At 40.0% G+C, this 21062-nt stretch carries 18 protein-coding genes and 1 pseudogene; 7 read left to right on the top strand and 12 right to left on the bottom strand.

Translation table 11 applies throughout. The features are described 5' to 3' along the window. The first annotated feature begins 258 nt into the window (after window positions 1-258). The 3 genes from ACM0OR_RS11165 to ACM0OR_RS11155 all read left to right on the top strand — a co-directional run bounded on the left by ACM0OR_RS11165 (window position 259) and on the right by ACM0OR_RS11155 (window position 3175). On the top strand, window positions 259-921 hold the full coding sequence (locus tag ACM0OR_RS11165; RefSeq protein WP_414576263.1) for a hypothetical protein: 663 nt from the start codon (window positions 259-261) through the stop codon (window positions 919-921). A gap of 126 nt (window positions 922-1047) precedes the next feature. Next, a complete protein-coding gene (locus tag ACM0OR_RS11160; protein ID WP_323267657.1) occupies window positions 1048-1488 on the top strand; it encodes a YidH family protein in 441 nt (146 codons plus the stop codon). 136 nt (window positions 1489-1624) lie between these two features. Then, a complete protein-coding gene (locus ACM0OR_RS11155) occupies window positions 1625-3175 on the top strand; it encodes a calcium-binding protein (RefSeq protein ID WP_414576262.1) in 1551 nt (516 codons plus the stop codon). Between the two features lie 61 nt (window positions 3176-3236). Here ACM0OR_RS11155 and ACM0OR_RS11150 read toward each other — a convergent pair whose 3' ends face one another. Next, on the bottom strand, window positions 3237-3761 hold the full coding sequence (locus ACM0OR_RS11150; protein WP_323267663.1) for a DUF937 domain-containing protein: 525 nt from the start codon (window positions 3759-3761) through the stop codon (window positions 3237-3239). A 245-nt stretch (window positions 3762-4006) separates the two neighbouring features. On the opposite strand from ACM0OR_RS11150, the gene ACM0OR_RS11145 reads away from it, so the two are divergent. Beyond that, entirely contained in the window at window positions 4007-5554 is a 1548-nt protein-coding gene (locus tag ACM0OR_RS11145; RefSeq protein ID WP_190702176.1) for a YcjF family protein, read from the top strand. A 68-nt stretch (window positions 5555-5622) separates the two neighbouring features. On the opposite strand, the gene ACM0OR_RS11140 is transcribed toward ACM0OR_RS11145, so the two are convergent. The 7 genes from ACM0OR_RS11140 to ACM0OR_RS11110 form a co-directional block, all read right to left on the bottom strand. Further along, window positions 5623-7065 (bottom strand): RecQ family ATP-dependent DNA helicase, encoded by a 1443-nt coding sequence (locus ACM0OR_RS11140; RefSeq protein ID WP_414576261.1) that lies wholly within the window; start codon window positions 7063-7065, stop codon window positions 5623-5625. A 1029-nt stretch (window positions 7066-8094) separates the two neighbouring features. Further along, window positions 8095-8679 carry a Uma2 family endonuclease gene (locus tag ACM0OR_RS11135; protein ID WP_414576260.1) on the bottom strand — a complete coding sequence of 195 codons (585 nt, stop codon included), beginning with the start codon at window positions 8677-8679 and terminating at the stop codon, window positions 8095-8097. 169 nt (window positions 8680-8848) lie between these two features. Further along, window positions 8849-9712 carry a diaminopimelate epimerase gene (gene dapF, locus ACM0OR_RS11130; protein ID WP_414576285.1) on the bottom strand — a complete coding sequence of 288 codons (864 nt, stop codon included), beginning with the start codon at window positions 9710-9712 and terminating at the stop codon, window positions 8849-8851. 27 nt (window positions 9713-9739) lie between these two features. Next, on the bottom strand, window positions 9740-9955 hold the full coding sequence (locus tag ACM0OR_RS11125; RefSeq protein ID WP_414576259.1) for a DUF6887 family protein: 216 nt from the start codon (window positions 9953-9955) through the stop codon (window positions 9740-9742). Next, window positions 9955-10140 (bottom strand): DUF6888 family protein, encoded by a 186-nt coding sequence (locus ACM0OR_RS11120; protein ID WP_414576258.1) that lies wholly within the window; start codon window positions 10138-10140, stop codon window positions 9955-9957. The genes ACM0OR_RS11125 and ACM0OR_RS11120 overlap by 1 nt, the downstream gene beginning before the upstream one ends. Before the next feature lie 112 nt (window positions 10141-10252). Then, window positions 10253-11857, bottom strand: coding sequence for a 2-isopropylmalate synthase (locus ACM0OR_RS11115; protein WP_414576257.1), 1605 nt, complete (start codon window positions 11855-11857; stop codon window positions 10253-10255). A gap of 84 nt (window positions 11858-11941) precedes the next feature. After that, a complete protein-coding gene (locus ACM0OR_RS11110; RefSeq protein ID WP_190710290.1) occupies window positions 11942-12463 on the bottom strand; it encodes an NYN domain-containing protein in 522 nt (173 codons plus the stop codon). Between the two features lie 667 nt (window positions 12464-13130). On the opposite strand from ACM0OR_RS11110, the gene ACM0OR_RS11105 reads away from it, so the two are divergent. Continuing rightward, window positions 13131-15473 carry a CHASE2 domain-containing protein gene (locus ACM0OR_RS11105; RefSeq protein WP_414576256.1) on the top strand — a complete coding sequence of 781 codons (2343 nt, stop codon included), beginning with the start codon at window positions 13131-13133 and terminating at the stop codon, window positions 15471-15473. A 12-nt stretch (window positions 15474-15485) separates the two neighbouring features. On the opposite strand, the gene ACM0OR_RS11100 is transcribed toward ACM0OR_RS11105, so the two are convergent. Continuing rightward, on the bottom strand, window positions 15486-16202 hold the full coding sequence (locus ACM0OR_RS11100; protein WP_414576284.1) for a rhomboid family intramembrane serine protease: 717 nt from the start codon (window positions 16200-16202) through the stop codon (window positions 15486-15488). 231 nt (window positions 16203-16433) lie between these two features. Here ACM0OR_RS11100 and ACM0OR_RS11095 point away from each other — a divergent pair, with 231 nt between their 5' ends. Beyond that, entirely contained in the window at window positions 16434-17054 is a 621-nt protein-coding gene (locus tag ACM0OR_RS11095; RefSeq protein ID WP_323269156.1) for a hypothetical protein, read from the top strand. Window positions 17055-17276: 222 nt separating this feature from the next. On the opposite strand, the gene ACM0OR_RS11090 is transcribed toward ACM0OR_RS11095, so the two are convergent. The 3 genes and pseudogenes from ACM0OR_RS11090 to ACM0OR_RS11080 form a co-directional block, all read right to left on the bottom strand. Then, entirely contained in the window at window positions 17277-19127 is a 1851-nt protein-coding gene (locus ACM0OR_RS11090; RefSeq protein ID WP_414576255.1) for an ATP-binding protein, read from the bottom strand. A 24-nt stretch (window positions 19128-19151) separates the two neighbouring features. Then, window positions 19152-20042: a phosphate/phosphite/phosphonate ABC transporter substrate-binding protein gene (gene phnD / locus ACM0OR_RS11085; protein WP_414576254.1), complete on the bottom strand. Its 891-nt coding sequence runs from the start codon at window positions 20040-20042 to the stop codon at window positions 19152-19154. A 321-nt stretch (window positions 20043-20363) separates the two neighbouring features. Then, window positions 20364-20558 (bottom strand): annotated as a pseudogene (locus ACM0OR_RS11080) (ISKra4 family transposase); the annotation flags it as partial. On the opposite strand from ACM0OR_RS11080, the gene ACM0OR_RS11075 reads away from it, so the two are divergent. Then, complete coding sequence (locus ACM0OR_RS11075; protein ID WP_414576253.1) at window positions 20543-20719, top strand: hypothetical protein; 177 nt, start codon at window positions 20543-20545, stop codon at window positions 20717-20719. The pseudogene ACM0OR_RS11080 and the gene ACM0OR_RS11075 sit on opposite strands and share 16 nt — an antisense overlap. The last annotated feature ends 343 nt before the right edge of the window (window positions 20720-21062 follow it).

Below are 21062 nucleotides of genomic sequence, written 5' to 3'. Positions count from 1 at the left end.
GGTATGATTTATAGCTTGCGATTACTATTGTATGGTTTACTCAATCTCCAAGTAACTCGCAACATCTCTACTTTCGCCTCTGTGTTCTCCGTGTCTCTGTGGTTTAAAATCATCCATCTAACCACAGAAAGAAGATATTAAAATTTGTTAAAAATGGCAACAAAATCAATTCATCGGGCGATCCATATTATACAGGCACTAAGACAATCAAAGAGTTGATTCTAGAAAGCAAGTTAAATGCGGTGAGGAGTAAAAATCATGCAACCAAAACTTAAACATATTATTAACACATCAATATTGGGTATAGCATTGGTCGGTAGTGCGATCTCTTCCATAGAGATATTCACACCACAGCAACCAGCTTTCGCCAGAGATTCATTAGGGCAATGTATTCAAAACCTCAGAAACCGTGGTGTTTCTGCACGCGAGGCGGCAAACATTTGTAGAAACCGACGGGATAGGGATGATAGGGATGATAGGGATGATAGAGATGATAGAGATGATAGAGGTGATAGATATAACAATAGAGATAGAAGAGGGAGAGAGCGGTATATAGAGCTACGTTCTAGGTCTGGTCGTACCCGCGAAGGACGTTGGCGTTACTCTGCTCCTGGTGTGCCTTATGAAGCTATGCAAAGAGCCGGGTGTCAACGCATTTCTGGGGATGATTGGCGTTGTTCTACACCTAGAATCCGAGTGCTAATCCGAGACGATAGGGATCAGTATCCACGCCAAGACCAGAGGACGCAGTATATAGAGCTACGTGCTAGGTCTGGCCCCACCCCCGAAGGACGTTGGCGTTACTCTGCTCCTGGTGTGCCTTATGAAGCTATGCAAAGAGCCGGGTGTCAACGCATTTCTGGGGATGATTGGCGTTGTTCTACACCTAGAATCCGAGTTCAAGTGACAAATAGATATTAATTGAAGTCGGGGATTTGGTTTCTCATGAATGATTTAGGATGGCTCTATGTGTGACGAGTAAGTTACCCAATTTTGCGAACACCTACGGTGGAGCGCAGCCCATCGCCATCAATTTAAAACATACTAATGAGTAAAACCCCAAAAATTGACCGTCAACGCGAACACCAAGCCAACGAGCGGACTTTTTTAGCTTGGCTACGTACTTCTATAGCTTTAATTGGCTTTGGGTTTGCGATCGCTCGTTTTGGGCTATTTTTACGTCAGCTTAATGTTGTCATAACACAAAAGGAAACATCCGTAAATCCCTGGTTTAATTCAGAAAACTTAGGGATTATGTTAGTCGTTTTCGGTATTGTCACTATCGGTTTGGCTGCATGGCGTTACAATCAAGTGTTTTGGCAAATTGAACGCAGTGACTATCAACCTAACCGTTGGGCAGTTTGGATTATGACTGGAGTAGTCATGATTTTAGGATTCTTGAGTATTCCTTTGCTTCTATTGCGAAATCATATTTCCCCTCGCCCATCATCTCCCCTTCAGCCCCAATCCCGCAATTTTCAACGTTGAAGCATTTTCTCGCAGGATACAGACTGTTTTTGAGTTTAACTCAAATGTATCAATCTCTTAACCTACGCATGATATTTATACAAGAGTTTAAATATATTTACAGTTTTTAACTCTATGTAAGGGGAGAGATAGCGACATGGAAACTCAAATCGACCAATTGCAAACTTACATTCCTTCAACTGTATCTTCTCAGGAGTTACTTCTCATTGATAACGTGATTGTCGGTACACCTTTGAAGGATGTTCTCTTGGGGACTCCCTGGAATGATCTGATAATTGCCCTCGCAGGAGACGACCATATTATCGGCAGTGTTGGCAACGATATCTTAATTGGCGGCACGGGACTTGATACTGTTGACTATAGTGAACTAGGTCAGGCAGTTACCTTAGAAGCGACTGGGATTATTAAAAAAGGCCAAGCTGGCACAGATAGACTATTTGAGATAGAGACTATCATTGGAGCGAAGGGAAAAGCCAATACTATCGATGCTTCCACCAGCACAGGTACAACAACATCTATTAGCGTTAATCTGGCAGCTAACAGTCTAGTTGTCAATGGTGTTCCAGGCATTGGGACGCTGAATTTTACAGTTCAAAACTTTGTCAACGTCATTGGTACTGCACAAAATGACAGCATCATTGGTGATAGTAACAATAACCTGCTGATTGGTGGTCAAGGCAACGACGAAATCTTTGGACTCAACGGTGATGATACAGTGCAGGGTGGAGATGGTGATGATGTCATTGGTGGAGGCTACAAAGGTAGTATCTTCACCTCCAGACGTAGTGATGGCAACGATATTTTATCCGGCGATAGTGGTAATGACATCTTAATCGGAGGAACTGGTAACGATTTCCTTGATGGCGGTACTGGTTTTGATACGGCTGACTACAGTAATTTGGGTGTTGCTATTACCTTACAAACGTCTGGGATTGTCAACAAAGGCATTGCAGGTACAGATCAGATCCTCAATATAGAAAGCATCATTGGTGCAAAAGGACAAGCCAATAAAATAGATGGTTCTACCGGCACAAGTACAACAACTTCCTTCAACGTTAATCTGTCAACTAACAGTCTGATAGTCAACGGTGTTCCAGGGTTGGGTACGCTGAAATTTGACTCTCAAAACTTTATCAATGTCACCGGAACTTCACAAGATGACAACATCGTTGGCAATAACCAAAGTAACTTATTGATTGGTGGTAGAGGAAATGACCAAATTTCTGGTCTTGGTGGTAAAGACACCATCATTGGTGTTGATGCTACAAATCGCCAACCAGGTATCAACGAAGTAGATATCCTCACCGGAGGTGCAGACCCAGATAAGTTTGTGCTAGGAGATCAGAGCAATCCTTACTATGTAGGTGGTGGGGGCTTTCTAGGTCTGAATGACTTCGCCTTAATCACAGATTTCCAGACTGGTCAGGATCAAATCCAACTGAAAAAGTTAGGAAATTATGTCTTCGGACGCAACTATATTGCGATCGCTAATCAATTACTATTAGAGACTAGCAAAAACTCCGATGATTCTCTGCTAGTCGCCACTGTAGATGAGATTGTCCAAGCTAACGGTGTCTACGATGCTTCTAGTCGGAGTAATCTAGAATCTTCCTCAATATTTTCTAGTTTTGATATCGTCTCAATTTTTGCCACTAGCTATAGCCTCAGTGATATTCACTTTGTCTAAAAAACTGTTGGTGTAATAGGACAGGCAATCTGCAACTACACCAAACAATTTTGCTATCCAACTATCTAGTCATATACCGACTAGCCATTTGGATAGCATCAGCAATATCAACATCGCCATCTCCATCTGCATCCAAGAAGTTATTCAGTATAGGATTACCGGCAGTTTGAGGATTTTGAGCATTAGTACCAGATTGCAACAAATTCAGCACTAAAGGCACAACCACAGGTAGCAATTGTTGAATAGTGCTAGCGTCTAAACCAGTGCGCTGGGCTGTTACTCCTGCTACTTGTTGTTGTGTGTTTGGAGAGAATAGCGAGCTTACTGCTTGGGGGTCAAAAGAAGTCCCCGCATACTGATTAACCAAAGCTTGGGCTGATTCGTTGCCCTCTGTGGCTTGCTTTTGTTGCAACGCACTGCGTACATAATTACCCACAACGCCCACAACAGATTGGATTGTTGCAGGATCTGTGCCAGTTGTATTACTCAAATCCTGTACAGTTCTGACAATAGTTTGTATTTGACCCATATTACCTTGTAAATTGGGGTTGCTCACAGCACCGAGAATTTGATCAAACAGTCCCATCGGTTGATTTCTCCTGATTGTGTTCTTGGCAAAGACAGAAAGACCAGGAAGACGAGGAATAATTTTGATTAATACCCCCAGTCCCCAGTTCCCATTTTGCAAAAATCCTGCCGACAAAACTAGGAACTTAAGGATGAGAAATGGGGAGAGCGATCGCAAATTCTAGCTCTGAGTATGATAATGACTAATGCTGAAACTATTAAGATGAGAAGCATCTGGGTAATGAATATTTAGCAATGCCACGAATCCCTTTGTCGCGCCTAGTTACGCTAATTGTTGGTTTAATCGTCATTCTGGGACTCGCCCTGTGGCTGATTGATTCCCTGTCTCGCCTGTATTGGCAGTTATCCTATTCCCCGTTTTTGGGTAATCTGCTGCTGTTGCTGCTGATTGTTCTGGTAGGGGCTTTAGTTGCTGCCTTTGTCTATTACGTACTAGTATTGCAGTCTGGTGAACAGCGTTCCCGCCGCAGCCGAAAACGGGTGACACCAGCACAGATTCCCGTTGTCAAATCTGACGCGGCTTCTTCCACCCTGCAAGCTGTACGCCAACAGGTAGCGCAAATCCAAGATGAAGTCACACGCCAAGCTTTGCTCAGTCGGACAAAAGAAATTGAATCTAACTTAGCTAGGGGTGAGATTCAAGTGGTGGTGTTTGGGACAGGGAGTGCAGGCAAAACTTCCCTGGTGAATGCCATTATGGGGCGGATGGTAGGCAAGGTAGATGCACCAATGGGGACAACCACTGTCGGGGAAACCTACTGTTTGCGGTTGAAAGGATTGGAACGCAAAATCTTAATTACCGATACACCAGGGATTTTAGAAGCTGGGGTAGCGGGAACGGAACGGGAACAGTTAGCTAGGGCGTTGGCGACAGAGGCAGATTTACTGTTATTTGTAGTGGATAATGACTTACGGCGATCAGAATATGAACCATTGAAGGGGTTAGCAGAAATTGGTAAGCGATCGCTTTTAGTTCTCAATAAAACCGACCTGTATACTGATGAAGATAAGGAGTCAATCTTAGCAAGATTGCGGCAACGGGTGCGGGGATTTATTGCTACAAATGATGTCGTAGCGATCGCAGCTCATCCCCAATCGGCTCAACTAGAAACTGGGGAAACCTTCCAGCCCGAATCAGATATTGTCCCCTTACTCCGCCGCATGGCAGCAATTTTAAGGGCAGAGGGTGAGGATTTGGTAGCAGATAATATTCTCTTACAATCTCTGCGGTTAGGAGAAGAAGCCCGTAAACTCATCGATGCCCAACGTCGCCGCCAAGCTGATAAAATCGTCGAGCGTTTTCAGTGGATTGGGGCTGGTGTGGTATCAGTTACGCCTTTGCCAGTAGTAGATTTACTAGCGACAGCCGCCGTCAATGCCCAAATGGTCGTAGAAATTGGCAGAATCTATGGTTGTGAATTGAACATGGAACGGGGACGAGAGTTAGCCCTGTCTTTAGCCAAGACTATTGCTAGTTTGGGTATAGTTAAAGGAGCAATTCAACTACTCACAACAGCTTTGCAGCTAAATGTGGCTACATTTGTGATTGGGAGAGCCATTCAAGGGGTGACGGCTGCATATTTAACTAGGATTGCCGGTAAAAGTTTTATTGAATATTTTCGCCATGATCAAGACTGGGGTGATGGTGGGATGACTGAGGTGGTACAGCGACAGTTCCAGATGAATCGCCGGGATGAGTTTATTAAAGCATTCGTGCAGGAGGCGATCGCAAAAGTCGTCAAACCACTCACACAAAAGGCTGAAGTCGTTGAAGAAGATACAGAAGCATAGTCATTGTTTTTGGATAACGCATATTTAAGGTGGATATTGAAGATACGCAATCAATCATAGGCAAAGTATTAGCAACAATTATCACAATGTCCACAACGCCAGTTAGCAGCTTCCTTGTCAAAACCAAAAGCATTTAACAAAAATTGCCAACGGCATTGTTTAGTATTTAAGTATTGAGTCATTTGCTGGGAAGCCTGTAATTGTGTTGATGGCTGGTTTTTTGGCTTGTGTTCTATTTTGTAATTGAAAGGGTCAAGCCAGTTTAATTGTCCACCACTATGGAGTAATGCTAAAGCGATCGCACTATCAGGAAATTGTCTGGTAATGGCGTTAACTTCTCCCTGTTGTGGTAATTTTTTCACTAGTTGCTGGGCTTTTTGCTGTTGCGATCGCATTTGTTCTTGAAAAAATTGCTGTCTTTGTTTATCCTCTGAATCTAGCCACCCTGTCGGTTCACTTACCAGTGTCAAAGCCTCCGCCGGTTTACCATCCCTTCCCGCACGTCCAATTTCTTGCACATATTCAGATAAAAGATGCGGTGCGTGAAAATGTATTACCCAACGCACATCAGGTTTATTTATCCCCATCCCAAAGGCGCAGGTACAAACCACAAACGGGATTTTACCACCCAACCAACTAGCTTCCACAGCCCGGCGTTCTGTTGCACCTAATCCCGCATGATAGCTAGCGGTTTTATAACCCATCTCTGCTAACCAAGCAGCTAAATTTTCACTATCTCGCCGAGTGCGGACATAAATTAATCCGGCTTGTTGCGGTCGATTTTGAATAAATTTGACTAATTGCTGTTTTCTCCCCCTAGGAGTCCAAGCAATGCGGACAGTAGGATGCAAATTAGGACGGTAAGGGTTGAGGCGAAAAATCTCTGGTTGCTGTAATTGTAAAACTGTTTGAATAGTTTTTTGCGCTGAGGGGTCAGCTGTAGCGGTAAATGCAGCAATGCTAATTTTAGTCCCTGGTGGCTTATGTTTGAGTAATGCAGGTCTGACAGCCCCTAATCTGCGGTAAGCTGGCCGAAAGGTTTCACCCCACTGCACCAGACAGTGTGCCTCATCCAATATCAATCCATTAATTTGCAATTGCGGCTGACATAATCGTTCCCAAACTGGCGGACTTAATAAAGTTTCTGGAGATAAATACAGTAATCTTAGCTGTTGTTTTTCTAATGCTTGCAAAGTTGCACGGCGTTGAAATGATGGTAATTCACTATGCAACAATGCGGCTTTTTGCTGACTTTGAAGAAGTTCCTGGACTTGATTTTCCATCAGTGCTACTAATGGGGATACTACCAAAGTCAACCCGGTTTGTAGCAATGCAGGTAGTTGAAAACAAATTGATTTTCCGCCCCCCGTGGGCATAATTATGAGCGCATCTTTTTGTGATAATAAACTGTTGACGATTTCTCCCTGTGGCGGACGAAAATCTTCATAACCCCAGATTTTTTGGAAAGCAGCGCGGACTTCTTCCCAGGATTTTGTTTTGTGAGTATTCATGAATGGTAGTAGATGCTCATATTTTTGAATTTACACTCTACTACCTAAATACTGGTTCAGTATTTTTCTCAGTTGTTTACAATAGGTAAACCATCTTCGTGGAGAGCAGTAATATAACCTGCGATCGTTCATATGACTTTCTACACAAGCTATCTCGCAAAATAATAGCATACGAAAACCAAGTTATTTGTGTAGAAGATTTAGCGGTTAAGACTATTGCTGTGTCAAGTTATTTTTGATGGTTTGTAGTAAGGGCTTAAGTTTTTACTACAAACTTGCTTATCCATCAATTCAACTTTATGAACTACTATAGCTACTCACTAGAACATTTGGCAACCTATACGTATAGCCCCCGGACACATTCGCAACATTGGACAGTGAGAGTTTAGTGAGTTTGATAGCTACTCACTAGAACATCTTTCAACCTATACGTATAGCCCCCGGACACATTCGCAACATCGGACAGTGAGAGTTTAGTGAGTTTGGACTCTTTAGGGTTTTGTTTGGTCTTATTTTTCTTCATTGTTTTCATGGATATAATCTCCTTCTGTTCCCTTATATGGGAAAGATAATTCCATTCCCTGGGCTTTCACCTGGGCTTTGGTTGAGTTGATAGTATTAATTTAGTCTGAGGTTGTAAGAGCGCACATCGGATCAATGTCATTACTTAACCGTGACATTTATCATTACTAAATTTACTTTCTCTAAACACCTGCATAACTAGGGGTGGATCTAGCGAAGACACTGTTGGCGAAATATTTCTTCACAATTTGAGCAAGTAAGATTGCATGAAAATTCTAGTTGTTTTCGCCTTAACGGGTGACAAGGTGGTTAAGCTGCAATAAATATTAGAATGTTCGCGAAGCGTTCCCGAAGGGTAGGATTACGAATTTTGGAGTTAGGAACTAGCTCTTCTGCCCTTGGAGGGGATGTAAGACCAAAGTCTTCGGGACGTAAAAAATCTACGAAGGTCGAGGCAATCACTGATGAATTGGGAAGCCTACACTGACCTTTCGGTACAGTGTAAGTTCACTTGGATTGACACTGCAAAACTTGAGCAGCAGTCAACTTGAGCTCGGTAAATATCGGTGAAGCGATCGCGCTATCCCCTGTATACACCTTCTCTTCATAAAAACCCTCTACCCATTCCAAAACCGTGACTCGCTCTTGTATGGGATCGACAATCCAATACTCAGCAATACCCCGCGCTGCATACTCTGATCGCTTATAGCGATAATCACGACTGCTTTGATTTGGACTTACCACTTCCACTACCAATAACGGTGGTGGCATTTCTGGCATGACAGTAGATCGTTTAGCACCCTCCATCGCCGTCGCCAACTCTTGAGAAAATACCACCAAATCAGGAACGCGCACCCGTGAGCCAGTAGTCACAATTTCTGTTTTCATCCGCAACTGAGAAGATGAGATACCTAATTGCACAAGATAAACAAGGATAAACATGGCAATTCGTTGATTTCTCTCACTCTCAGCCGGCATCGGTATCAGTTCTCCATCTTCCAATTCATACATTGCATCTGTGCCATCGTCATAATTAAAGAACTCCTCCAGAGTCATTTTCACAGACAGAGATTGATCTAGTGTGATTGCCATAATCACCTTACTTGCTCGTTAAAATATCAGCTTAATCTATTATCGCAATATTTCCTCTAAGTCCTTAGAGGGTATTAGTTGCCAAACCATAGGCGATATCACTAATTTCGTTACAATCTTTACCGCTAATTCCTATACCAATTAACTGTAAATTATCCTCATTGAAAATTTATATTATTGTGAATAGTTCATCTGATAATTCTCCTTGGGCAACTTTGGTAACAGAACCAGTCATAGAGATATGAAAGTCATCTTTAATTTGAATTAAAATATCTCCCCCAGGCATTTTTACGGTAATTTCAGCATCACACAAACCAAGTTTATGTGCAGTAGCCGCCGCCGCACTGCTACTACTACCCGAAGCTAAAGTATAACCAGCACCTCTTTCCCAAATTTCAATTTGAATAGTATTTCTATCTAAAACTTTCATAAATTGCACATTCGCGCGATTGGGAAATAAGGGATGAACTTCTAGAAGCGAACCATACTTTTTTGCAATGGCGGGACTAGTTTCACCTAGAGGAATTACGCAGTGTGGATTACCAATTGTCGCTGCACAAAAATCAAAAGTTTTATCACCAACAGTGATTTTTTCTTGGATGACTTCTCTCTCATTTCCTAATACTGGAATATCAGAACTCCAAAAGCTGACTTTCCCCATTTCAACCTGGACTGTTTTACCTGCATCTTTAATTACAGATTGTACTATTCCACCAACAGTTTCAATTGAAAATGGCTCTTCATTAACTAGTCCCATATCCCATAAATAACGGGAGAAAATCCGCAATCCATTACCGCTTTTCTCGGCTTCACTTCCATCGGGGTTGAAGATGCGTAAAGCGAATTGTGAGGTTTCTGATACGAATGATCCTAACAAAATACCATCAGAACCTATACCAAAATTGCGTAGGCGTAGCCCGTCGTAGACATCGCAAATTATTTTAATTTTCTCAGGGGTCAAATCAAATGATAAATCTTGGGGATTGATAACTAAATAATCATTACCCAAAGCATGATATTTACAAAACTTCAACATTTGAGGCTAGTAGTGAAACTGTCTTTAGTCGCTGCTGATTTTTGCTGCTTCTAACTTTTGTCGAATTGCGGCTTGAATTTTTTCATCAAAATCAGCATCTTCTGGACTGGCAATGATTTTGTGTGGTTGCTGATTAAGTCTATCTAGGTATGCTTGAAAAGCAGCTTTATCCTGACGGTTGCAAAGAAAGTATTGCTTCAATTCTGCATCTGACATTGCACTATAATTAACTTGGCTCATCAAAATACCTCTCCATTAGGTAATATTTGAAACTCAAGCTCTTCGTTATGTCCGGCTAAAATGTAAATGTTCAAAGTTCTGTTATCTAAGCATATAAGATGTATGGGCTGAAGCATAATATACGTCAGTTGATAACCAACGCGATATAAACTCTTTAATTGAGCCTCAGTAGCCTCTCTAGTCAATCAATCCACCTGCTATCTATTTTTACACTCATCGCGGACAACGGTACTCTCATAGTTTTGAGGCAAGGTTGAAGAAGAACAAATACTTACAACAACCTTGACTCTAAAACTGCTACACTTTTTCAGCAGTTACTTCTGTTTGCTTCTTTTGCGTTTGCAAAGATGCGTACAAACGATTTAGGGCATTAACATAAGCTTGTGCAGACGCAACTATGATATCAGTGTTGGCTGCATGGCCAGCAAATACTCGCGATTCATGTCTTAAACGGATAGTCACTTCCCCAATTGCATCTATACCAGCTGTTACTGACTGCACAGAAAATTCAATCAACTGATTGGGTACATTTACCACACGGTTAATTGCTTTATAAACCGCGTCTACTGGACCTGTCCCAATGGCTGCGTCGGTAAGCTCTTCGCCTGTGGGGGTGCGGAGGGTAACTGTAGCTGTAGGACAAGCATTGCTACCGCAGGAAACCTGTACCAATTCTACCCGGAATAAATCGGGTGCTTGTTGGATTTCGTCGGTAACAATTGCTTCCAAGTCCCAATCAGAAATTTCTTTCTTTTTGTCGGCTACTTCTTTGAATCTGACGAAGGCTTTATTGAGTTCGGTTTCTGATAGTTCAAAACCCAATTCTTTCAACCGGGTACGGAAAGCATTACGCCCAGAATGTTTGCCCAAAACTATTTGATTGTCTGTTAAGCCAATCAATTTGGCATCCATAATTTCGTAGGTGAGTTTATTTTTCAAAACTCCATCTTGGTGAATTCCTGACTCGTGAGCAAAGGCATTTGCGCCGACAATTGCTTTATTTGGCTGTACTAACATTCCCGTCAAATTGGAAACTAGGCGGGATGTTTTGTAAATTTGGCGGCTGTCAATATTTGTTAGGGGTTCTTCCGAATCTGCTGGTCTACCCAAGAATGGATTAAAATATTGCCTGCGAACGTGCATGGCCATAACTAATTCTTCTAAGGCGGCGTTTCCTGCTCTTTCACCTATGCCGTTGATGGTACATTCTAATTGCCTTGCACCATTTTTGACGGCTTCTAAGAAGTTAGCAACTGCCAAGCCTAAATCATTGTGTCCGTGAACAGAAATAATCGCTTGGTGGATGTTGGGGACGTTTTCTTTAATCCCCTTAATTATTGCCCCAAATTCGCTGGGTGTGGTGTAACCAACTGTATCGGGAATGTTAACTGTTGTTGCGCCGGCTGCGATCGCTCGCTCTAAAACTTGATACAAAAATTCAGGATCAGAACGTCCGGCATCTTCGGGGGAAAATTCCACATCATTGGTGAAACTCTTGGCATAGGCTACCATTTCTTCGGCGATCGCAATTACTTCTGCTCTAGTTTTTTTGAGCTTATATTGCAGGTGAATATCGGAAGTCGCAATAAAGGTATGAATTCTCCCTTTTGCTGCGGGTTTAATCGCTTCGGCTGCGGCTTTAATATCATCATGTCTAGCCCTCGCCAAACTGCAAATGACAGGGCCATTTTCTGTCCCCACAGTTTGAGCAATTTTGCTTACTGCTTCAAAGTCTCCGGGACTAGCAAAGGCAAACCCAGCTTCTATGATATCTACACCCAGACGCGCCAACTGTTTAGCAATTGCCAGCTTTTCATCTATGTTTAATGTTGCCCCTGGACACTGTTCACCATCGCGGAGTGTCGTATCAAATATAATGATTCTTTCTGGTTTATCTGTCATTTTGGCTCATCGTTTTAGTTTTACTTTTAATATCGCTTACATTAGTTGTTCTAGTCTTAACTTTGTAAATAATTGCTAAGGCTATTAACCTTCTGCTTTTTCTATTTTGTCTCTAATATCATTTAAGTCTATATATCGATCTGTGGCGTTACGTAACTCTCTGGCGATCATCCCTTCTGTTGAAACCACTGTAATGTGAGTATTTTTGGAACGCAATAGTTCAATTGCTCGTTCAAAGTCGCCATCACCACTAAATAAAACTACTCGGTCATACTGATCTACTGTATTAAACATATCTACAACAATTTCAATATCTAAATTAGCTTTTTGCGAGTAGCGACCGGAGGAATCATCATAATATTCTTTGAGTATTTTCGTTCTGACTGTATAACCTAAACTAATGAGAGCATCCCTAAAACCTCTTTGATCTTGCGGATCTTTTAAGCCTGTGTACCAGAAGGCATTGATTAACGTTGTTTCTGATTGCTCATGTTTAAAGTATTCTAATACTCGTCTGGGATCAAAAAACCACCCATTTTTTTGTTGAGCATAGAACATATTATTTCCGTCTACAAAAATAGACAGACGATTCATTGGAGAACCCATAGAAAAATACACCTAACAATTAGTAAAGAATTTAGATTGAACAATAGATTATAGCAATTCTCATTTGATAAATTTGCTAATATCTCAAGAGTAGCTTGTCATGTATAGCTTTTATCTTACCTCTTGCAAAGCATAAAATTATCTCAACCCTAGGATTTTATTGCCTGGGCGTTGAACATCTTAACTCCCAAGACTATAAGAGATACCCTGTAATCAAAATCTACCAATAAAATTGACTGATTAACAGGATGTTTTGCCAGCGAGTCATCAAGTTTACTTCTAAAGACGTAAGGCATAGGTCTGAGGATAGGATAGGGACTAATGAAAATCTATAGGTTGTGCAGTTAACAATATTTGCATCAGCATTCAACTATAGACGCTTTGTAAAAGCTGTACCGTGCGGATAGCATAGAGTATAATCTAGCCATAACCAAGGGATGAGTCGGTATATTTCCAGGCTCATATCATTGCTACAAGGTACGTGGATCTGGATCACAAAAAAATTTTTGGCAACGATAGTCTTAAAAGCTGCCTAGATGGATTTATATGAATAGTAAAAGTTATATTACAAATATATAAGTTAATCATTTAAGTATTATTTCAATCTGGTTGTAGTATGAGTGGGTCAAAATAAATCAAACAGTTGTACGTAAATTATTAACATGATATGGCAGAAGAACCTACATCAACTTCAAATAAGAAATATGTCTCTACTGCCAATATAGCGTCAACTAAACCAACCAAAGCAAATCTCACTGCATCATTACGCCAGTCGCAACGCATGGTAGGACTGGGTAATCTGCTCAACATTGTTGCTGCCATTGGGGCATCCCTAGTAGTGACTTCAGGTGTAGCTGTGGCTCAATGGTTGGAAAATCAAGCCTTGTCTGCATTTTGGCAAATGCGGGGGTCGCTTCTACCGCCAGAAGATATTGTAATTTTAGCAATTGATGATCAGTCCATATCATTACCCGAACAGTACTATAAGACAGATCCACACACTTACGCCTACCTAAAACCACTGAGATCATTTCCTTTTAAACGTGCTGCTTATGCCCAAGTAATTGAAAAATTAATGCAGGCGGGAGCGCGTTCTGTGGCTTTAGATGTGGTTTTTGATACTCCTGGTAGTTATGGTGCAGATGACGATCGCCAATTGCAAGCAGCATTAAAAAAATACGGCAGCAAAATCACCTTAGCAGCCCAATACGACACCTCTGAGTCCCACCAAGGCACAGTGACACAACTGAGGTTACCCTATGAGAAATTTAGGCAATATCCGGTGACTATCGGTAGTGTAAATTTTCTTTTAGAAGTAGATGGTAAGATTCATCGACTAGCGAGTGAATTTACTAAACTGCTAGCCGAAGATGATCTCCTCACTGATAAAGTCCTCTCATTTGATCAAGCAGTATTGAGGTCAGCAGCAGTCAAGTATCCACAACCGTCAGGCGATCGCATTTATTTTTGGGGGACGCCAGGTACATTTGAGCCGATTCCTTTTTGGTACGTCCTCGACGCGCAAAACTGGCATGGTTATTTACAACAAGGTCAGGTATTTCGCGACAAAATTGTCATAGTGGGCGCAACAGCCCAGTTAGCCAACGATTATCATCGAGTCCCAGTGGCTAGAAGTTGGTTGTCTTCGGAACGCATGGCAGGAGTTGAAATTCATGCCAACGCGATCGCTACTTTGATGCAAGGAAAAGCGATCGCACCAGCAATTCCCAATCCATTGCTGCGGGGTGTGTTTGTATTATTTTTAGTTGGCGGCGCATCATTAATCATAACTAGAAGTAAAAGCGGACTGAAGCGATTTTTGTTTAGTCTGATATTGGCAGGTGTTTGGGGAAGTATCAGCTATATTAGCTTTATTTATGGACAGTTAATTTTGCCGACGACTGTACCAATACTGGCGATCGCTGCTTCTGGTCTATCTTATCTGGGAACGGAAGTAGCGAGGGAAAAAATTAGAACTCGCCAATTAGTAGAAATCTTCCAGAAATATAAAACTTCTCCAGTTGTACAAGAGATTATCAGCCAACAACAGGAACTGCAAGACCTCCTGCAACAACGAGACTTAGCCCTAGCAGGGACAATACTAGGCGGACGCTATCAAATCATGAAAGTTCTCGGTTCTGGGGGATTTAGCGAAACATACATCGCCGAAGATATGCAGCGTCCGGGAAATCCCCAATGTGTCGTCAAACAGCTAAAACCAGCTAACACCCAAGCCAAGTCATTGAAAATGGCACGGCGTTTATTTGCATCAGAAGCGCAAACCTTAGAAAAACTGGGTACACATCCCCAAATTCCCCAGTTACTAGCCTATTTTGAACAGGAAGCAGAATTTTATTTAGTCCAAGAATATATTATCGGTCATTCTTTATCACAAGAATTACCATCAGGTAGAGGCATCTCAGAAACAACCGCCATCAAAATTGTTAAGGAATTACTACAAATATTAGTATTTGTTCATGAAAACAAAGTAATTCACCGAGATATTAAACCCAGCAATATTATTCGCCGTCATGCAGACAATCAACTCATATTGATTGACTTTGGTGCAGTTAAAGAAATTGCTGCACCACAGTTAGAAAATAAAGAGCCAATTCCCTTCACCATTGGTATTGGGACTAAAGGTTACGCTCCCAATGAACAATGTTTTGGTCGTCCCCAATACAATAGTGACATCTATGCAGTGGGAATGATTGGGATTAAAGCCTTAACTGGTATCCCACCCCACGATATTCCTAGAGACTCCCATGAAGAGTTGAAATGGATTGATAAAGCACTAGTGAGCGATCGTTTCGCGCAAATTCTCAGTCAAATGGTGCGGGATGATTACAAACATCGTTATCAGTCTGCATTAGAAGTATTGGCGGCAATTGATGAGTTAGAAAATGCTTCAGCTAAAAAATCTTTGCCACCAAGTGAATCATCAATAGATACGTTAGAGTCTCCAGACGATTCTGACATAACCACCGCACCTTGGCCAAAAAACTTTTAACAGTTATCACCCCTACCAAGAAGATTCTTCCTGTGGTTTATCACTAAATAATCCTAACAAGGGGCCAAGAATTGCGCCAAAGATAAAACCCCCTGCATGGGCCCAATAAGCAATTCCACCACCTTCCATACCAATATTAGTACGGGTTTCTAAGCTAACTAGTCCATAAAAAGCTTGCTGGAGAAACCAAAATCCCAAAAAGAAATATGCAGGAACACGGAAAGTTGGGAAGAACAACCCCAGAGGTACTACACCAATAATTTCAGCTTTAGGGAAGCGAAGAATGTATGCACCCATCACACCTGCGATCGCACCACTAGCACCCAAGGAAGGAATGTTAGAATCTTGAGCAAAGAACCATTGAGCCAAGGAAGCTAAAACCCCACAGGATAGATAAAACAGCAAATACTTGGCATGACCTAATTTTTCTTCGACATTATTCCCAAAAATCCAGAGAAATAACATATTACCAGCCAGGTGCAACAAACCACCATGCAAGAACTGTGAACTGATTAATGTCGCCCACTCTGGTACAGGCTGATGTATGGCAACCCCAGCAAAACTTAAACTAAGTTCACGGGGAACTACAGCCGCTAAGTGTAAAAACCCGTTTAATGCTTGCGGCGGAAGACTAGCTTCATAAAGAAACGCCAGAACATTCACCGCAATTAGTCCAAAAGTTACATAAGGCGTAATTGTTGTCGGATTATTATCTCGAATAGGAACCACGAGTATTGACCTGATTTTTAAGACACCAGCCTTAGAATACTGAATTTCCTGCGTATTTTCTTCTACCTCATGGATAGATATTGGCATCTGCCTATTATACTAAGTACAGCTTTATATAAACTCGTATCATCATCTCTAAAAAACTCCGCGCTTACCTCTGTCTGGAAAATTTCCTCCGCGTTTAAATTTCACCTAATAAATATATACAAGAATTCTGAATTACAAATTATTATGTATTTTACTAATTCTCTAGAAAATCAACTCCAGAACTGGCACAACATTATCAAAAACCAACCGCACAATGCTAATGCTTATATTAGGCGAGGCATGATCAGATTTAAACTAGCCAGAATTGAGGAATCAATTCAAGATTTTGACAAAGCAGAACAATTAGATACCCGCCTAAAACCTTATCTATGGCAACGTGGTTTATCTTATTATTATGCAGAAAGATTTGCAGAAGGCGCACAACAATTTGAAATAGATTTGACAGTAAACTCCCAGGATGTCGAAGAAACAGTCTGGAGATATCTCTGTATGGCGCGTTTAGTTGGCGTTACAGAAGCGCGAAACTCTCTATTAACAGTGAAAAATGACCCAAGGAAGATTATGCAGTCTGTCTATGATTTGTATGCAGAAAATTGTACAGTAGATGACCTTTTGGCAGTAGGCAAATTAGCAGGCGATCGCGGTGAATTTTACGCGCATCTTTACCTAGGATTATATTACGAAGCTCAAAATAACCTGGAGTTAGCAAAAGATTATCTAGTTAAGGCTGCTGATAATTATAAAATTGAAGACTATATGTGGTATTTGGCGCAAGTACACAAAAAAATCCGTTTCTCCCATTAATCTTTAATCCCTACCCAAATAAGTTTTCTAGCCTTATTAACCATTCTGATAGGTTTGGTAACAGTCGCCTCTGGAAGCGGCTCTTTTTGATAGCAAATATTACAGGACTTACGCAAAAACTCTCTCAACCCCTTATTTCTCCGTGTTCTCTGCGTCTCTGTGGTATGCGCTACGCGCACGTTATTCCGTAATTTGTGCGTAAGTCCTATATTAATTAGGTTACTAATTAAGTTCTGTTTTAATGGGCAAGATAATTATAAAGTCAGTACCTTGAGATGGTTCTGATAACACCTCTATTTTACCTTGGTGTTTTTCAATGATTTTGTAGCATATACTCAAGCCTAAACCTGTACCTTTGCCGACTGGCTTAGTTGTGAAAAAAGGGTCAAACAATCTTTTGATAATCTCTGGTGGGATTCCCGGCCCATTATCATGAATTTGTACTTTGATATGGTTGTTATCTAATTTAGTTGTCAATATAGTAATTTGTTTGTTAATTTGGTTACTGTAACCTAGTAAAGCATCTATTGCATTACTAATGATATTCATAAAAACTTGGTTGAGTTGCGCTGGATAACATTCAATTAATGGTAATTTTCCATATTCTTTAATTACTTGAACTCCAAATTTCAGCCGATAATTAAGAATTAAGAGAGTATTATCAATACCTTCGTGAATATCTACATCTTTCATATCAGCTTCATCTAAACGGGAGAAGTTACGCAGAGATAAGACAATTTCTCTGATACGTTGAGAGCCCATTTTCATAGAAGCGAGGAGATTTACTAAATCTTTGCTAATAAAGTTGAGGTCAATTTCTTCTATTGTGTCTGCAATAATAAAATCTGGATCAGGATACTGTTGCTGATATAAGTTTACTAAATGTAGTAAATCATTGATATAACCATCTGCACATTCAATATTGCCATAAATAAAATTAACAGGATTATTAATTTCGTGGGCTATACCTGCAACCATTTGCCCAAGGGATGACATTTTTTCTGTTTGAATAAGTTGTCCTTGGGTTTCTTGTAATTCTTTGAGAGTTATTTTTAATTCTTGAGTACGTTCTTCTACTCGCTGTTCTAAAGTATGGTGAGCTTGTTGGAGTTCATGGGTGCGTTCTTCTACTCGTTGCTCTAAAGTTTGGCGTGAAATTTCCAAAGCCTCAGTATAATCGCCCACCCATTCTACTAATTGATTTAAAGAATTTGCTAGAGTTCCTATTTCATCATGACTATTAATATTAGCTCTGAGTCGAAAATTTGATTCTTGAGTAATTTTTCTGGCAATGTTTGTCACTGATTGTAGGGGACGAGCAATTAAACGACTGGTTAACAAAGCAATCATTGCTGCGATCGCAGTAGATAATAATATACTGATGCCAATCAACTGTAATCTTAAAGTCCGCGCATTATTAAAACTATTACTGGCTTGCTGTTGTTGTTTTTCTGCATAGACAATCATTTGAGTTAATTCATCTGATTTCCGCTCAAATTCAACGTCAATATTAATAATTTCTTTTTGTTTCAAAAAAGCTAAGAGCTTGTTTAAGGGTAAATCGTTTGATTCTCTGGATTCTATTTCTTCCCAGAAAAGTTGAATATTTTTATTATATAATTCCACATCTTCTTTATACGCTTTTAATAGATTAAATAAAGTTTGAGAATTCATTGCTAAATCTTGGAAATGATTATTAGCAAAATTCTCTATTTCTGATAATTGCTGGTTAATATGATTAACATCTGCCAAAAATCTATTTTTTTCAAACTCTAACCAAACAGAATTATCCAGGATAGGTATTAATCTTTGAGGATGTAGTCTAGCTCTAGTTACGTCATTTTCTAAATCTTTTAAAAGATATTGCTGCTGATAGGATAAATTTAATTTTTTATAAGCTGCTAATTCATAATAATATGCAATTAATGAACCACTAATTATGCCTATTAAAGTAGTGCCAATAACAATAGTATAGCTATAACCGATTTTTTTAGTGATGCTCCAATTATAGCTAAAGCCACTTAATAGACGTAAACAACTTTTTCTTAATTTATTGAGGAAAACATCTGTCATTAATTTAAACCGGACATCATTAAACTACTTTAAGAAACTGTCTTGTCCAATTTTTTGATAAACTTCACGAATCATATTATAATCAGCATCATTTGCTATAGTCATTTGACTGCCTACATACTTACGATTAGCCTGAGCAGTTACCATACTTTGAATGAGCCTGTCTTGATTTTTCAGCATCTGCGATCGCAAGTTTTCTACAAAGCTAGATGCTAATTGATTACTAACAACAAAGACATCACTAGGAAGTTCGGGGCCTTTGAGGATGATTTTAAAATCTTTCTCTAATAAACCCTCAGAGTCTAGAACACTTTTGTATCTATCAGATGATAAAGCCCAAACATCTACTTTACCTGTTTTTAATGCTTTTCCTCCTTTGTTATCTAACATGACAGTTTTGAAATCAGTTTTGGGATCTAATCCTGCTTCTATTAGTAAACTGGTAGGTGCAATATGTCCAGAAGTTGAGCCAACTTGACGCATGGCAATTGTTTTGCCTTTTAATTGATCTAATTTTTTAATATTACTATCTGCACGCACAACAAAAATAGGATGGTACTCTTTACGTTTCACACCAACTACAGGAACAGCTTTAGCCCTAGAATGTAAAATTAGGTACTCTGATGGACCTGCAAAAGCAATATCTAAATTCCCTGATAATAATGCTGGTGCTGCTGCTGTGGGGTTTTCTACAGGGAATAATTCTATTTTGATGCCTAATACTTCTTCTAATACAGTACAAAATTCTCCAAAATCTCGTTTTAAATCATCAATTCCAGCGACATCTGTAACGGCAAATTTTAGTGATTCAGGTAAATTCGATGATTGTCCTGAACCATTATTAATAGCAGTTGTACTTGCTGTACAACCAGTAATAAACAAGAATGAATACTTAATTAAATTACGCCGTTTCATAGCTGCTTTTTTAGAAAAATATAATATTTATTGGCGATACGACAAAAATTATAAGTCTGAACAATTTTGAAGACTTCTGTGATAGTACGGAAAATAAATTTAGTTGATTTAGGTTAAGAGGAGGTTATCAATGTATTTTCAGGACATAGATGAGCTTGTTAATGTATATTTGATAAATAAATTTTTAAAAAGTTTCCTTACAAAACAGTGCATTAGGAATAAACATGAGCCAATTAATTTAAAAATAAGATCGGCAAATTCAACGAAATTATTGTCGATACAAGTAAGTCGTAGGGAAAATTCATAAGTATGTAACAAATCGCCAATCTTGTGTAGGTTTTCCATCAGATGAAACCAATCAAGTACCTCCCGACGCTGGTGTTCGGGAGCAAAATCGTGGACAATATTCCAAATACCGTCATGGCCATCACCAAGACAGGTCACGATAAGAGCAAGTGATTGGCTTTTGACCCAATCAACCATAAGGCTATTTTCTTGAAATGAGGCAGCGATCGCCTAATATGGGTGATGAGATTCTTATCAAACCCAAGAAACCCTTTGTAGAAACTACATTAAATGACGTTGCAGGTTTTTTAAAATATCAAGGCGCACCCAAATCTTTAGAAGATATAAATGTGTTTTGGTGTACATATTTAACTATTTTTAGTTTATTGTAGTACATTTGTTCGCTGCACCCAATTTACCCTAAACAGACCCAATTTTTTGTTTGGGTATGGTACTTAGGTACTATGAATTAGCTATCTTATAAACACAAAAAAACCTTGTAAGGTAAGCCTTACAAGGTTTTCACGTTTTAAGCGGGCGGCGGGAATCGAACCCGCATTAATAGCTTGGAAGGCTATATAAAATCCTTTATTTACAACAGTTTCAGCTTATTTGTACAATTTCTACACCCAATTTACACCCAACAGAACAATATTAAAATTTCCTGACTTTTTGACTTCTGATTAAGGTTGAACTATTGACAGAAATAATGAAATATGTATATGGGTTTTAGAA

The organism is Anabaena sp. CCY 9402-a (assembly GCF_963920945.1).
GTDB classification, from domain to species: domain Bacteria; phylum Cyanobacteriota; class Cyanobacteriia; order Cyanobacteriales; family Nostocaceae; genus Trichormus; species Trichormus minutissimus.
This window is presented reverse-complemented; position numbering and strand designations above follow the sequence as displayed.